Below are 13,770 nucleotides of genomic sequence, written 5' to 3'. Positions count from 1 at the left end.
TGCGACAACTGAAAGTTCATTCGCAGCTTTCGACGCTAATCGCCGGATTTTGCGAGGGTTTTTCGACTATCCACAGCGCATGTGGATAACTTTGTTGAAAAGTCGCGCGTATCTCCCGCAAAGCCGCGCCGGACGGCCTTCCGACTCGTTTGGTCGCCCGCTCGCCGTTTGAGAAAAATCAATTAAAACAACGGGATACGAATTCCCTTCGGTAAAGGCCGCGGCGAGCCGCGATCCGGGGCCGGATTCGCGAAATTGTGCATAAGTCAAGTCTTGACAGCCTGATTTTGTCCTCCTCGCGCGCTCACAGCGCCGTCAACGCGCGCCGGTAGCGGATCGCCTCGGCGATCTGCGCGGCCGTCGGCAGCGGGTCGCCGGCCAGGTCGGCGATCGTCCGCGCGACTTTCAGCACGCGGAAATACGCGCGCGCCGACCAGCCGAAGCGCTCGCCGGCCTCGCGCAGCAACCGCTCGCCTTCGTCGGTCGGCCGGCACAGGTCGTCGGTTTCGCGGCCGCTCAGCATGTGATTCGTCTTGCCCTGCCGCTCGAGCTGCAGCGCACGCGCCTGCGCGACGCGGGCGGCCACCGCCGCGCTCGGCTCGCCGGGCGCCGTCGCGCGCGTCGCGAGCTCGGCCGGCGACAGCGCGGGCAGGTCGATCTGGATGTCGATGCGATCGAGCAGCGGCCCCGACAGCTTGCGCAGATAGCGGGCGGCGACGTCCGGCGAGCAGCGGCAGCGCCCGGACGGATCGCCGTGCCAGCCGCACGGGCACGGGTTCATCGCGGCGATCAACTGGCACGCGGCGGGGAAGTCGGCCTGCTGGGCCGCGCGCGAGATCGTGATGCGGCCGGCTTCCAGCGGCTCGCGCAGCATTTCCAGCACGTGCCGGTCGAATTCCGGCAGCTCGTCGAGAAACAGCACGCCGAGGTGCGCGAGCGTGATTTCGCCCGGCTGCGGCGGATTGCGGCCGCCCACCAGCGCGGCGGCGCTCGACGAGTGGTGCGGCGCGCGGAATGGCCGGCGGCGCCACTGCGCGGGCGAGAAGCCAAGCCGGCTCGCGGACAGCAGCGCGGCCGAGGTCAGCGCCTCGTCGTCGGTGAGCGGCGGCAGCAGCCCCGCGAGGCGCGCGGCCAGCATCGACTTGCCGGCCCCGGGCGGCCCGACCATCAGCATGTGATGGCCGCCCGCGGCCGCGACTTCGAGCGCGCGCCGGGCGCCCCGCTGCCCGACGACGTCCGCGAGGTCGGGGGCGGCCGGCGCCGCGAGGCCGTCGAGGCAGGGCGCCGCGACCGGCGCGAGCCGCCCGTCCGGCGCATCGGCGAGGTGCGCGCATAGTGCGGGCAGGTCGCGTGCACCGAATACGGTCACGCCCGGCACGAGCGCGGCCTCGGCGGCGCTGTCGAGCGGCAGATACAGCTCGGGCGGCCGCGATGTCGCGGTGCAATCGCGCGAGGCGGGGAAATCAAGGCTCGGGCCGCCGGCGCTGCCAGCGCCGGATTGCGCCGCGCGCCAGTCCCGCGCGGCGCCGCAGGCCATCGCGAACGCGCCGCGCATCGGCCGCAGCGCGCCCGTCAGCGACAGCTCGCCCGCGAATTCGCGGCCGGCCAGCGCGTCGGCCGGGATCTGGCCGTTCGCGGCAAGGATGCCGAGCGCGATCGGCAGGTCGAAACGGCCCGATTCCTTCGGCAGATCGGCCGGCGCGAGATTGACGGTGATGCGGCGCACCGGGAATTCGAATCCGCAGTTCTGCAGCGCGGCGCGCACGCGCTCGCGGCTTTCGCGGACTTCGAGATCGGGCAGCCCGACGATCGAGAACGACGGCAATCCGTTGGCGAGATGGACTTCGACGGTGACGTCCGGCGCGCGGCCGGAGGCGGGCGCGCGACTGCGCACCACGGCGAGCGACATGGCGAGGCTCCTGCATGACGGGCGGACGACGGCCGTTCGGGGCCGCACGCCGCGGGAATCGGAGAAATCGGTGCGCGCTTGCCGGCGTGGCGCGGGGAAAGAACGAGGTGTTGCGAACGACGAACTGCGAAGAGCGATGGACTGCGAAGAGCGGAGGATGCTGCGAAGAACGATGAACGGCGAAGAGCGGAGGGTACGGCGAAGAACGACGGACGACGAAGCGTGGAGGAAGGTGGCGGGCGCAGGCCGCACGTGGCGGCCCGCGCCCGGCCCTCGCGGCCGGGTGGCGTCAGGCCTGCGGGGCGGCGAGCTTCTGCTCGAGTTCCGCGACGCGCTTTTCGAGTTCCTCGAGGCGCACGCGGGTGCGGGCGAGCACCTGTGCCTGGGTGTCGAATTCCTCGCGCGTGACGAGATCGAGCTTCGAGAAGCCTTGCGACAGCATGGCCTTCACGTTGCGCTCGACGTCCTTGGCCGGCGAGTTTTTCAGCAAATCGCTGACGCGCGATTGCAGGTCGTTGAAAACGTCGCTGGGTTGCTTCATGGTGATTCCCCTTCCTTGCACAAAAAATGTGCATCTTCAGTTGCGTACGTGCCCATGATGCACGCATGACCGGAAATGGTGCGCGCGGGGCGCGAATTCCGGGCATGGCGCCCGCATGGGTGAATGGCCCGGCGTTCCGGGACGTGCGTGCACTCTAGCAACGATCCTTTCGCCGCGCCAGCAAAGCGGCCCATGTTGGCCATTCGGCCGGGCTTCCGCGCCTTACACCACGCGATGTGACCCCGTTCCGAAGCCGTTCGAGACGGTGTTCGGGCCGACATGGCATGCGAGTTGCTGAGAAGAGTCCGTTACAACATTCCAACCAATTCGACGGGACAACCCAGCGAGAGGACTTCATGAAACTCATTACCGCAATCATCAAGCCGTTCAAGCTCGATGAGACGCGCGAGGCGCTGTCGGCGCTTGGCGTCTCGGGCATCACGGTGACGGAGGTGAAAGGGTTCGGGCGCCAGAAGGGGCACACCGAGCTGTACCGCGGCGCCGAATACGTGGTCGATTTCCTGCCGAAGATGAAGATCGAGGCGGCCGTCTCCGACGATCTCGTCGACCAGGCGGTGGAAGCGATCGAGCGGGCGGCGCGCACGGGCAAGATCGGCGACGGCAAGATCTTCGTCACGCCGATCGAACAGGTGATCCGGATTCGCACCGGGGAGACGGGCGCCGACGCGCTGTAACAGAACAGACAAGACAAGCGACAAGAGGAAACCCAAGATGCGCAAACTTCTGATGTCCCTGCTGATGGCAGGCTCGCTGATCGCGGCCGGCGTCGGCTCCGCGCTCGCGGACGACGCGGCGTCCGCCGCGGCTGGTTCCACCGCGGCTGCTTCCGCGCCCGCCGCCACCGCTTCCGACGCATCGGGCGCGGCCGCGCCGGCGGCTTCCGCACCGGCCGCCGACGCATCCGCCGCCGCACCGGCTTCGGGCGCGGCCGACGCATCGGCTGCCGCCGCCGCGTCCGCGCCGGCCGCCCCGGCCGCACCGACGGCCCCGTTCTCGGTCGATTCGTCGAAGATCAGCGCGGGCGACACCGCGTGGATGCTGACGTCCACCGCGCTCGTGCTGTTCATGACGATCCCCGGCCTCGCGCTGTTCTACGCGGGCATGGTCCGCAAGAAGAACGTGCTCGCGACCGTGATGCAGAGCTTCGCGATCACCGCGCTGATCACGGTGCTGTGGACGGTGGTCGGCTACAGCCTCGCGTTCACGCCGGGCAACGGCTTCATCGGCGGCCTGTCGCGCGTGTTCCTGCACGGCATGGCCTACGTGAAGGGCGACAAGGCGACGACGCTGACCGTCAGCCACCTCGCGACGACGATTCCGGAATCGGTCTACTTCGTCTACCAGATGACGTTCGCGATCATCACGCCGGCGCTGATCTGCGGCGCGTTCGCCGACCGGATGAAGTTCTCGGCGATGCTCGTGTTCATGACGCTCTGGTCGCTGATCGTCTATGTGCCGATCGCGCACATGGTGTGGGAGCCGACCGGCTGGCTGTCGTCCGACGGCGTGCTCGACTTCGCGGGCGGCACGGTGGTGCACATCAACGCCGGTATCGCGGGCCTCGTGTCGTGCCTGGTGCTCGGCAAGCGCGTCGGCTACGGTCGTGAATCGATGGCGCCGCACAACCTGGTGCTGACGATGATCGGCGGCTCGATGCTGTGGGTCGGCTGGTTCGGTTTCAACGCGGGTTCGGCGGTCGCGGCCGACGGCCGTGCCGGCTTCGCGATGCTGACGACGCAAGTCGCGACCGCCTGCGCGGCGCTCGGCTGGATGTTCGCCGAGTGGATCGCGAAGGGCAAGCCGTCGGTGCTCGGCATCGTGTCGGGCGCGGTCGCGGGTCTCGTGGCGATCACGCCGGCAGCCGGCTTCGTCGGCGTGGCGGGCGCGCTCGTGATCGGCATCGCGGCGGGCGTGATCTGCTTCTGGTCGGCCACCTGGCTCAAGTCGAAGCTCGGCTACGACGATTCGCTCGACGCGTTCGGCGTGCACGGCATCGGCGGGATTCTCGGCGCGCTGCTGACCGGGGTATTCGCGGTCAAGGACATCGGCGGTTTCGACGGCAGCCTGCTGCTGCAGGCGAAGGGCGTGCTGATCACGCTGGTCTACAGCGGCGTGCTGAGCTTCGTGCTGCTGAAGCTGATCGACCTGACCATCGGCCTGCGCGTGACCGAAGAGGAAGAGCGCGAAGGTCTCGACGTGATCCTGCACGGCGAGCACGTGGAATAAGTCACACGAATCAACGGCGGGCCGCCGCGACGACGGCGCCCGCTCCGAATGAGCGCAGCGACTTCGGCCCGCCTCACCGGCGGGCTTTTTTTCTCCTGTCACGGGCTGCCGTAGCGGATAACCCTTCACTCTATCGGGTCAATAGCCGAAAACTGCCTCCATAATCCTTGTGAAGCCGGGAACAATCCCCAAATGGGCAAGGCAATTGCTCTACAATCTTCATTCTCCCGCTCGCGAGTGATTCATGGTTCCCCACCTCGTTACCGCGTTGAACGGTCCGCTGCTCGAACTCGAGCAGAAGATCCTCGACGCGACGCCTGCGATCGAACGCTGGTTCAGGCTCGAATGGCAGGAACACACCCCGCCGTTCTATTGTTCGGTGGACCTGCGCAATGCCGGCTTCAAGCTGGCGCCCGTCGATGCGAACCTGTTTCCCGGCGCATTCAACAATCTGCCGTCCGAAGTGCTGCCGCTCGCCGTGCAGGCCGCGATGGCCGCGATCGAGAAGATCTGCCCGGACGCGAAGAATCTGCTCGTGATTCCCGAGTTGCCGACCCGCAACGCGTTCTATCTGGAAAACGTCGCGCGTCTCGCGACGATCATGCGCCAGGCCGGCCTGAACGTGCGCTTCGGCTCGCTCGACCCCGGCATCACCGACATGACGCCGATCACGCTGGCCGACGGCCAGAAGATCGTGCTCGAACCGCTCGAGCGTTCGCAGCGCCGCCTCGGCCTGAAGAATTTCGATCCGTGCTCGATCCTGCTGAACAACGACCTGTCGGCCGGCATCCCGGCCGTGCTGGAAAACCTGCACGAGCAATACCTGCTGCCGCCGCTGCACGCGGGCTGGGCCGTGCGCCGCAAGTCGACGCACTTCGCGTGCTACGACGACGTCGCGAAGAAGTTCGCGAAGATGGTCGGCGTCGATCCGTGGATGGTGAATCCGTATTTCGCGCACGTGGAAGGCGTCGACTGGCAGGCGCATGAAGGCGAGCAGGCGCTCGCCGACGCGATCGACGGCGTGCTGAAGAAGATCGCGCGCAAGTATCGCGAATACGGGATCAGCGAGAAGCCGTACGTCGTCGTGAAGGCCGACGCGGGCACCGCGGGCCGTGGCGTGATGACCGTGCACGACGCGGCCGAGATCGGCCGCATGACGAAGGCCGAGCGCGCGCAGATGGCCGAATCGAAGGCCGGCCTCGCGGTGCGCGACGTGATCGTGCAGGAAGGCGTCTACACGTTCGAGCGCGTCGGCGACGAAGTGGCCGAGCCGGTCGTGTACATGATCGACCGCTACGTGGTCGGCGGCTTCTACCGCACGCACGGCGGCCGCGAGCGCGACCAGAACCTGAACGCGCCCGGCATGCACTACGTGCCGCTCGGCTTCGAGCACACCGCGCTGCCGGATGCAGGCGCCAAGCCGGGCGCCGCGCCGCCGAACCGTTTCTACATGTACGGCGTCGTCGCGCGGCTGTCGCTGATCGCGTCGTCGATCGAACTGGAAAAGACCGACCCCGAAGCCATCCAGGTGTAACGGACCTTCGCTACGTACAGGACCCGCATGGACATTCTTTTTATCGCCGACCCGCTCGAGCATTTCAAGATCTACAAGGATTCGACCTACGCGATGATGGCGGAGGCCGCCCGGCGCGGGCATGCGGTGTACGCGTGCGAGCCGCGCCACCTCGCGTGGACGGGCTCGGCGGTCGAGGCCGACGTGCGGCGCATCGCGTTCGTCGGCGAACTGGACGACCTGCATCGCGACACCTGGTTCGACGCGGGCCCGGTCGACGCGCGCCGTCTCGAATCGTTCGGCGCGGTGCTGATGCGCAAGGATCCGCCGTTCGACATGGAATACGTGACGTCGACGTGGCTGCTCGAGCTGGCCGAGCGCGCGGGGGCACGCGTGTTCAACAAGGCGCAGTCGATCCGCGATCACTCGGAGAAGCTCGCGATCGGCGAGTTTGCGCAGTTCGTCGCGCCGACGCTCGTCACGCGCGACGCGAAACGGCTGCGCGCGTTCCACGCCGAGCACGGCGACGTGATCCTGAAGCCGCTCGACGGGATGGGCGGGATGGGCGTGTTCCGCGTGAAGCCGGACGGCATGAACCTCGGCTCGATCGTCGAGATGCTGAGCCACGACGGCACGCGCTCGGTGATGGCGCAGAAGTTCATTCCCGAGATCAAGGCCGGCGACAAGCGCATCCTGCTGATCGGCGGCGAGCCCGTGCCGTATTCGCTCGCGCGGATTCCGCAGGGCAGCGAGGTGCGCGGCAATCTCGCCGCGGGCGGCCTCGGCGTCGCGCAGCCGCTGACGGAGCGCGACCGCGAGATCGCCGCGACGCTCGGGCCCGTGCTCGCGTCGCGCGGGCTGCTGCTGGTCGGCCTCGACGCGATCGGCGACTGGCTGACCGAGGTGAACGTCACGAGCCCGACGTGCTTCCGCGAGATCATGGAGCAGACGGGCTTCGACGTCGCCGCGATGTTCATCGACGCGCTGGAGCGTGCGGCCGCGTAGGCCGCCGCCCGTGCAACCCCGGCGGCGGCCGCGCAGGTCCCCCGTCGCCGGAGCCGCTTGACCGGCCTGCTACAATGCCCGCTTGCCCGGTGCCGTGATCGGCGCACCGAAGGCCCGGCGGTCGGGCCGACACTGTTGCAAGGCTGAACATGAAACGTTCCCCACACTCGCTACGCTCATTGCCCCGCCGCGGGGTATCGGCCCGCCAGGGGCGGCCGGGAGCGATCTGACATGGCCGGGATCCTGATCATCGCGCACGCCCCGCTCGCCACCGCGCTGCGCGACTGCATCGCGCACATCTACGGCGGCGTGCCCGCCCGCATCGGCTGCATCGACGTGATGGCCGACAGCGATCCGGCCCAGGTGATGGCGTTTGCGCACGCGGAACTCGCGCGGCTGCGCGAAGACAACGGCGTCGTGGTGCTGACCGACATGTACGGCGCGACGCCCGCGAACATCGCGGGCCAGCTCGCGAAGCTCGACAACGTGCGCGTGCTGGCCGGCGTGAACCTGCCGATGCTCGTGCGGGCCGTCTGCTATCGCACCGTGCCGCTCGACAAGCTGGTCGACAAGGCGCTGTCCGGCGGCGCGAAGGGCGTGCACGAGGTGTCGTCCGGCACGCCGCCGCCGCCGACGGAAACCGGCTGCGGCCAGTGCGCGCCGATTCCGCCCGAACCGCAGCCGCGTACCCCGAGCGAATCGCACTGAGCATCCGTTTTCCGTTTTAGACCGACCCGCCGGCGCGCGCCGCCGGCGGTCCCGACCGACCCGACCGAGAATCATGCTTCAACAAGAAACCACCATCGTCAATAAATTGGGGCTCCATGCGCGCGCATCGGCCAAGCTCACGCAACTGGCCGGCAACTTCCAGTCGGAAGTCTGGATGACACGCAACGGGCGCAAGATCAACGCGAAGAGCATCATGGGCGTGATGATGCTGGCGGCCGGTATCGGCAGCACCGTGACGATCGAGACCGAAGGGCCCGACGAGCGGGAAGCGATGGACGCGCTGCTGAAGCTGATCGCCGACAAGTTCGGCGAAGGTCAGTGATCGCCGCGCGCGATCGTTGCCGTTTCGACTGAGAATGCCGCGGGTTTCGCGGCATTTTTTTCGTCGGAAGCATTGATGCGAAATGCGCAATGCTGCGGTGCATGCAGTCAGCAGGGAGTCGCGGAATTTATAATCGCTAACCGGGGTCATAAGCGCATCGCAGCAGTGTGCCGCGGCTTTACTTGTACAGAGGAGGTGCGCGTGTCCTTCACGCTGCATGGCATTCCCGTCTCACGAGGTATCGCGATCGGGCGAGCGTATCTGATCGCGCCTGCGGCGCTCGACGTCGCCCATTACCTGATCGAGGCCAACCAGATCGACGCCGAAGTCGAGCGATTCCGCACGGCGCTCGACGTCGTGCGTCGCGAGCTCGGAGCGCTGCGCGCCGACCTGACCGACGACACCCCGAGCGAAGTCGGCGCTTTCATCGACGTTCACACGATGATCCTGAGCGACGAGATGCTCGTGCAGGAAACCATCGACTTGATCCGCACGCGCCGCTACAACGTCGAATGGGCGCTGACCGAGCAGCTCGAGCTGCTCACGCGCCATTTCGACGACATCGAGGACGAATACCTGCGAGAGCGCAAGGCCGACATCGAGCAGGTGGTCGAGCGCGTGCTGAAGGCGCTCGCCGGTGCGCCGTCGGCGTCACAGGCGCTCGACGGCGCGGCCAGGAATGGCACGAACGAGATGATCGTGGTCGCGCACGACATCGCGCCGGCCGACATGATGCAGTTCAAGACGCAGTCGTTCCAGGCGTTCGTCACCGATCTCGGCGGGCGCACGTCGCACACCGCGATCGTCGCGCGCAGCCTCGGCATTCCGGCCGCGGTCGGCGTCCAGCATGCGAGTGCGCTGATCCGCCAGGACGACCTGATCATCGTCGACGGCGACGCGGGCATCGTGATCGTCGATCCGGCGCCGATCGTCCTCGAGGAATATTCGTACCGCCAGTCCGAGAAGCTGCTGGAGCAACGCAAGCTGCAGCGCCTGAAGTTCTCGCCGACGCAAACGTTGTGCGGCACGAAGATCGACCTGTACGCGAACATCGAGCTGCCCGACGACGCGAAGGCGGCCGTCGAGGCCGGCGCGGTCGGCGTCGGCCTGTTCCGCTCCGAGTTCCTGTTCATGCATCAGAAGGAGATGCCGGAAGAGGAGGAGCAGTTCGCCGCGTACAAGCGGGCCGTCGAGTGGATGAAGGGCATGCCGGTGACGATCCGCACGATCGACGTCGGCGCCGATAAACCGCTCGAGGCGCTCGACGAAGGCTACGAAACGGCGCCGAACCCGGCGCTCGGGCTGCGCGCGATCCGCTGGAGCCTGTCCGAGCCGCAGATGTTCCTCACGCAGTTGCGCGCGATCCTGCGCGCGTCCGCGTTCGGCCAGGTGAAGATCCTGATCCCGATGCTCGCGCACGCGCAGGAAATCGACCAGACGCTCGACCTGATCCGCGAGGCGAAGCGCCAGCTCGACGACGCGGGGCTCGCGTACGATCCGAACGTGCGCATCGGCGCGATGATCGAGATCCCGGCCGCGGCGATCGCGCTGCCGCTGTTCCTGAAGCGCTTCGATTTCCTGTCGATCGGCACGAACGACCTGATCCAGTACACGCTCGCGATCGATCGCGCCGACAACGCGGTCGCGCATCTGTACGATCCGCTGCATCCGGCGGTGCTGCATCTGATCGCGTACACGTTGCGCGAGGCGAAGCGCGCGGGCGTGTCGGTGTCGGTGTGCGGGGAGATGGCGGGCGATCCGGCGCTCACGCGCCTGTTGCTCGGGATGGGGCTCACCGAGTTCTCGATGCATCCGAGCCAGTTGCTCGTCGTGAAGCAGGAGATCCTGCGCGCGCACCTGAAGGCGCTCGAAAAGCCGACGGCCGACGTGCTGGCCGCGTTCGAGCCGGAAGAAGTGCAGGCGGCGCTGCAGCGGCTGTCGGTCGCCGAGCCGCGCGCGGACGCGGCCGCCTAGGCAAGCCTGGGCGCGCTTGGGCGTTCAGCCGCCGCTGGCCGCGAATTGTAGCGAAGTGTCACGCAAGCGCGTCCGGCGCGTGCGTGATGCGCGCGTCAGTGCCGCCCGCCGCACACGGGGCAATCGGCCTGGCGCGCGATTTTCATCGTCGTCCATTCCATCCGCAGCGAATCGAGCATCATCAGCCGCCCGTTGAGCGTCTTGCCGATGCCGCCGATCACGCGCAGCGCCTCGGCCGCCTGCATCGCGCCGATGATCCCGACGGTCGGTGCGAACACGCCCATCGTCGCGCACGCGACTTCCTCGAACGGCTGGTCTTCCGGGAACACGCACGCATAGCAGGGCGCGGCCGCGTCGCGGAAGTCGAACGTGCTGATCTGGCCGTCGAAGCGCAGCGCGGCGCCCGACACGAGCGGCACGCCGTGCGCGACGCACGCACGGTTGATCGCGTGCCGCGTCGCGAAGTTGTCGGTGCAGTCGAGCACGACGCTCGCGTGCGGCACGTGCGCGTCGAGCCATGCATCGTCGACGCGCGCCGCGACCGCGTTCACCTTCACCTCGGGATTCAGTTGCGCCAGCGCGTCGCGTCCCGACTCGACCTTGCTGCGCCCGACCGATGCCGTCACGTGCAGGATCTGCCGCTGCAGGTTCGTGAGGTCGACCGTGTCGGCGTCGACGAGCGTGAGCGTGCCGACCCCCGACGCCGCGAGGTACATCGCGGCGGGCGAGCCGAGGCCGCCCGCGCCGACGACGATCGCATGCGCGTCGAGAAAGCGCTGCTGCGCCTCGATGCCGATTTCGTCGACGAGGATGTGGCGGGAGTAGCGAAGGAGTTGATCGTCGTTCATGGGCAGTCGTGGGCGAGGCGGGCGGACGTTCGTTATTTTAGGCGCGCATGAAAAACGGGCCATCGCGGTCTTCCCGCGATGGCCCGTCGGATGCCGGCCGGCGCTTACTTCGGCGCGGAGGCGGGCTTCGGTGCGGAAGCCGGCTTCGCGGCGCTCGCGCCCGATGCCTTCGCGCTCGCGGCAGCCTTCGCGGCCGGGCTCTTCGTCGTGCTCTCGGCGAGCAGCGACTTCGATTCCTGGACCGGCTTGCCTTCGAGCTTGTTGAGCGCCTGCTGCATCATGAAGTCGTCGGCGCTGCCGAACTCGATCGGCTTGCGATCGCGATCCTTCTGGCGCTGCTCCGGCGTCTTCTTGTCGTTCTGCTCTTCGAGCACGCGCAACTGATCCATCCGGCGCTGCTCGCGCTCTTCCTGTTCCTTCTTCTCGTTCGGATCCTGCGTGTTCGCGAGGTGGTTCGTGTAGTCGACCTCGCGCGTCACGAGCACGTCGTCCGGATCGCCGTCCGCGTACTGATCGACCGGCACGTCCGGCGTGATGCCCTTGTTCTGGATCGAACGGCCGCTCGGCGTGTAGTAGTACGCGGTGGTCAGGCGCAGCGCGGTGTCGGCCGTCATCGGGCGCACCGTCTGCACCGAACCCTTGCCGAACGTCGTCTTGCCCATGATCTGCGCGCGCTTCGAATCCTGCAGCGCACCGGCGACGATTTCCGACGCGGACGCCGAATATGCGTTCGTCAGCACGATCATCGGCACGGTCTTGAAGACGGGCGGCAGGTTCTTCAGCGGATCGCCGTCGAAGGACGGCAGGCGATAGTTGTCGTACGTATCGCGGTAGACCTGCTTCGAATCGGGGATCTGGCCGTTGGTCGACACGACGACCGAGTCGGGCGGCAGGAACGCGCCGGCCACGCCGACCGCGCTCTGCAGCAGGCCGCCGCCGTTGTTGCGCAGGTCGAGGATCAGGCCCTTCAGGTTCGGCTGCTGGCGCGCGATGTCCTGCAGCTTCTGCGCGAGATCGGGCGTCGTGCGCTCCTGGAAGCTCGTGATGCGGATATACGCGTAGCCCGGATCGAGCATCTTCATCTTCACGCTCTGGACCTTGATGATCGCGCGCGTGACCGTGACCGGGAACGTGCGGTCGTCGCTCTTGCGGAAGATCGTCAGCGTGACCTTGGTGCCCGGCTCGCCGCGCATCTGCTTGACGGCCTTGTCGAGCGTCATGCCGCGCACCGGCTTGTCGTTGATGCGCGTGATCAGGTCGCCCGGACGGATGCCGGCGCGGAACGCGGGGGTGTCCTCGATCGGCGAGATCACCTTGACGAGGCCGTCTTCCTGCGAGATCTCGATGCCGAGACCCGCGAAACGGCCCTTCGTCTGCTCCTGCAGCTCGTCATAGTCGGTCTTGTCGAGGAACGACGAGTGCGGATCGAGGCTCGACACCATGCCCTTGATCGCGGCCGTCAGCAGCTTCTTGTCGTCGACCGGCTCGACGTACTCGCGCTTGATCTGCCCGAATACTTCCGCGAACAGGCGGAGCTGGTCGAGGGGAAGCGGCGCCGTGGCGGTCTGCTCGGCCGATGCGGAAACCTGCAGCGTGGCGAATACGCCCGTGGCGAGGCCCGCGGCAATCAGGCCGATGTTCTTCAAATTCATTCGCATAGAGAGTCGGGTGCGGTCGGGAAGCGCGTGGCGGTAGCGGGGATGTAGCGGACAAGTATAACTGTTCGTCCGATAACTCAGTGGAACGGCGCGAAAAGCGCCGCAACGGCCGCTGAGGGCCCGGCAGGGCGCCGCCGGGCGCGCAGCGGAGTTCGAAAGCGGATTCGACCGCGGCAGGGCCGCGAAGGTTCGCGCGGCGTGCAGGCCGCGGCCCGAAGCGCGGACGGACGGCCGCGCCGGGGCGCGGGCCGCCCGCCGCGACGGGCGTCAGCCCGCCTTGCCCTGCTTCGCGACGGCGGCCTGCGCCTGCGCGATCGCTTCCTGGTCGCCGAGGTAATAGTGCGTGATCGGCTTCAGGTTCTCGTCGAGTTCATACACGAGCGGCACGCCGTTCGGGATGTTCAGGCCGACGATGTCGCTGTCCGAGATGCCGTCGAGGTACTTGATCAGCGCGCGCAGCGAGTTGCCGTGCGCGGCGATCAGCACCTGCTTGCCGGCGCGCACCGCGGGCGCGATCGACTCGTTCCACAGCGGCAGCACGCGCGCGACCGTGTCCTTCAGGCATTCGGTGAGCGGCAGCTGCTCGCGCGGCACCTTCGCATAGCGCGGGTCGCCGAACGGCGCGCGTTCGTCGGTCGGCTCGAGCGCGGGCGGCGGCGTGTCGTAGCTGCGGCGCCACACGAGCACCTGCTCGTCGCCGAACTTCGCGGCCGTTTCCGCCTTGTTCAGGCCCGACAGCGCGCCGTAGTGGCGCTCGTTCAGGCGCCACGAGTGGACGACCGGCAGGTACATCAGGTCCATCTTGTCCTGCACGTGCCACAGCGTGCGGATCGCGCGCTTGAGTACCGACGTGTACGCGATGTCGAACGTGTAGCCGGCCTCCTTGAGCAATTCGCCGGCCTGGTAGGCTTCGTTGCGACCCTGTTCGGTCAGGTCGACGTCGACCCAGCCGGTGAAGCGGTTTTCCTTGTTCCACGTCGATTCGCCGTGGCGGATGAGAACGAGTTTGTACATGGATCTTGCG

12 protein-coding genes are annotated in these 13,770 nt (G+C 67.6%); 7 read left to right on the top strand and 5 right to left on the bottom strand.

What is annotated here, in order from left to right; genetic code table 11:
* Positions 1-304: 304 nt before the first annotated feature.
* Positions 305-1,909 carry a YifB family Mg chelatase-like AAA ATPase gene (locus KPB06_RS05115; RefSeq protein WP_059608806.1) on the bottom strand — a complete coding sequence of 535 codons (1,605 nt, stop codon included), beginning with the start codon at positions 1,907-1,909 and terminating at the stop codon, positions 305-307.
* A gap of 289 nt (positions 1,910-2,198) precedes the next feature.
* A complete protein-coding gene (locus KPB06_RS05110) occupies positions 2,199-2,450 on the bottom strand; it encodes an accessory factor UbiK family protein (protein WP_006489451.1) in 252 nt (83 codons plus the stop codon).
* A 356-nt stretch (positions 2,451-2,806) separates the two neighbouring features.
* On the opposite strand from KPB06_RS05110, the gene KPB06_RS05105 reads away from it, so the two are divergent.
* From KPB06_RS05105 to ptsP, 7 genes are all read left to right on the top strand, one after another.
* Positions 2,807-3,145, top strand: coding sequence for a P-II family nitrogen regulator (locus tag KPB06_RS05105; RefSeq protein ID WP_006398175.1), 339 nt, complete (start codon positions 2,807-2,809; stop codon positions 3,143-3,145).
* Between the two features lie 37 nt (positions 3,146-3,182).
* Positions 3,183-4,697, top strand: a complete 1,515-nt coding sequence (locus KPB06_RS05100) for an ammonium transporter (RefSeq protein WP_059576090.1) — start codon at positions 3,183-3,185, stop codon at positions 4,695-4,697.
* Between the two features lie 244 nt (positions 4,698-4,941).
* Positions 4,942-6,231 (top strand): glutamate--cysteine ligase, encoded by a 1,290-nt coding sequence (gene gshA, locus KPB06_RS05095; protein ID WP_059576095.1) that lies wholly within the window; start codon positions 4,942-4,944, stop codon positions 6,229-6,231.
* 27 nt (positions 6,232-6,258) lie between these two features.
* A complete protein-coding gene (gene gshB, locus KPB06_RS05090; protein WP_059576097.1) occupies positions 6,259-7,215 on the top strand; it encodes a glutathione synthase in 957 nt (318 codons plus the stop codon).
* A 231-nt stretch (positions 7,216-7,446) separates the two neighbouring features.
* A complete protein-coding gene (locus KPB06_RS05085) occupies positions 7,447-7,923 on the top strand; it encodes a PTS sugar transporter subunit IIA (protein WP_059576100.1) in 477 nt (158 codons plus the stop codon).
* Between the two features lie 73 nt (positions 7,924-7,996).
* Positions 7,997-8,266, top strand: coding sequence for an HPr family phosphocarrier protein (locus KPB06_RS05080; RefSeq protein ID WP_006477716.1), 270 nt, complete (start codon positions 7,997-7,999; stop codon positions 8,264-8,266).
* Positions 8,267-8,467: 201 nt separating this feature from the next.
* Complete coding sequence (ptsP, locus tag KPB06_RS05075; protein ID WP_059576166.1) at positions 8,468-10,240, top strand: phosphoenolpyruvate--protein phosphotransferase; 1,773 nt, start codon at positions 8,468-8,470, stop codon at positions 10,238-10,240.
* 95 nt (positions 10,241-10,335) lie between these two features.
* Here ptsP and KPB06_RS05070 read toward each other — a convergent pair whose 3' ends face one another.
* The 3 genes from KPB06_RS05070 to gpmA all read right to left on the bottom strand — a co-directional run bounded on the left by KPB06_RS05070 (position 10,336) and on the right by gpmA (position 13,760).
* On the bottom strand, positions 10,336-11,088 hold the full coding sequence (locus tag KPB06_RS05070; protein WP_060966614.1) for a HesA/MoeB/ThiF family protein: 753 nt from the start codon (positions 11,086-11,088) through the stop codon (positions 10,336-10,338).
* 104 nt (positions 11,089-11,192) lie between these two features.
* Positions 11,193-12,746, bottom strand: coding sequence for a S41 family peptidase (locus KPB06_RS05065; protein WP_060966615.1), 1,554 nt, complete (start codon positions 12,744-12,746; stop codon positions 11,193-11,195).
* Between the two features lie 267 nt (positions 12,747-13,013).
* Complete coding sequence (gene gpmA / locus KPB06_RS05060) at positions 13,014-13,760, bottom strand: 2,3-diphosphoglycerate-dependent phosphoglycerate mutase (protein ID WP_060966616.1); 747 nt, start codon at positions 13,758-13,760, stop codon at positions 13,014-13,016.
* Between the last annotated feature and the right edge of the window lie 10 nt (positions 13,761-13,770).

Source organism: Burkholderia semiarida (assembly GCF_029268935.1).
Lineage (GTDB): Bacteria > Pseudomonadota > Gammaproteobacteria > Burkholderiales > Burkholderiaceae > Burkholderia > Burkholderia semiarida.
This window is presented reverse-complemented; position numbering and strand designations above follow the sequence as displayed.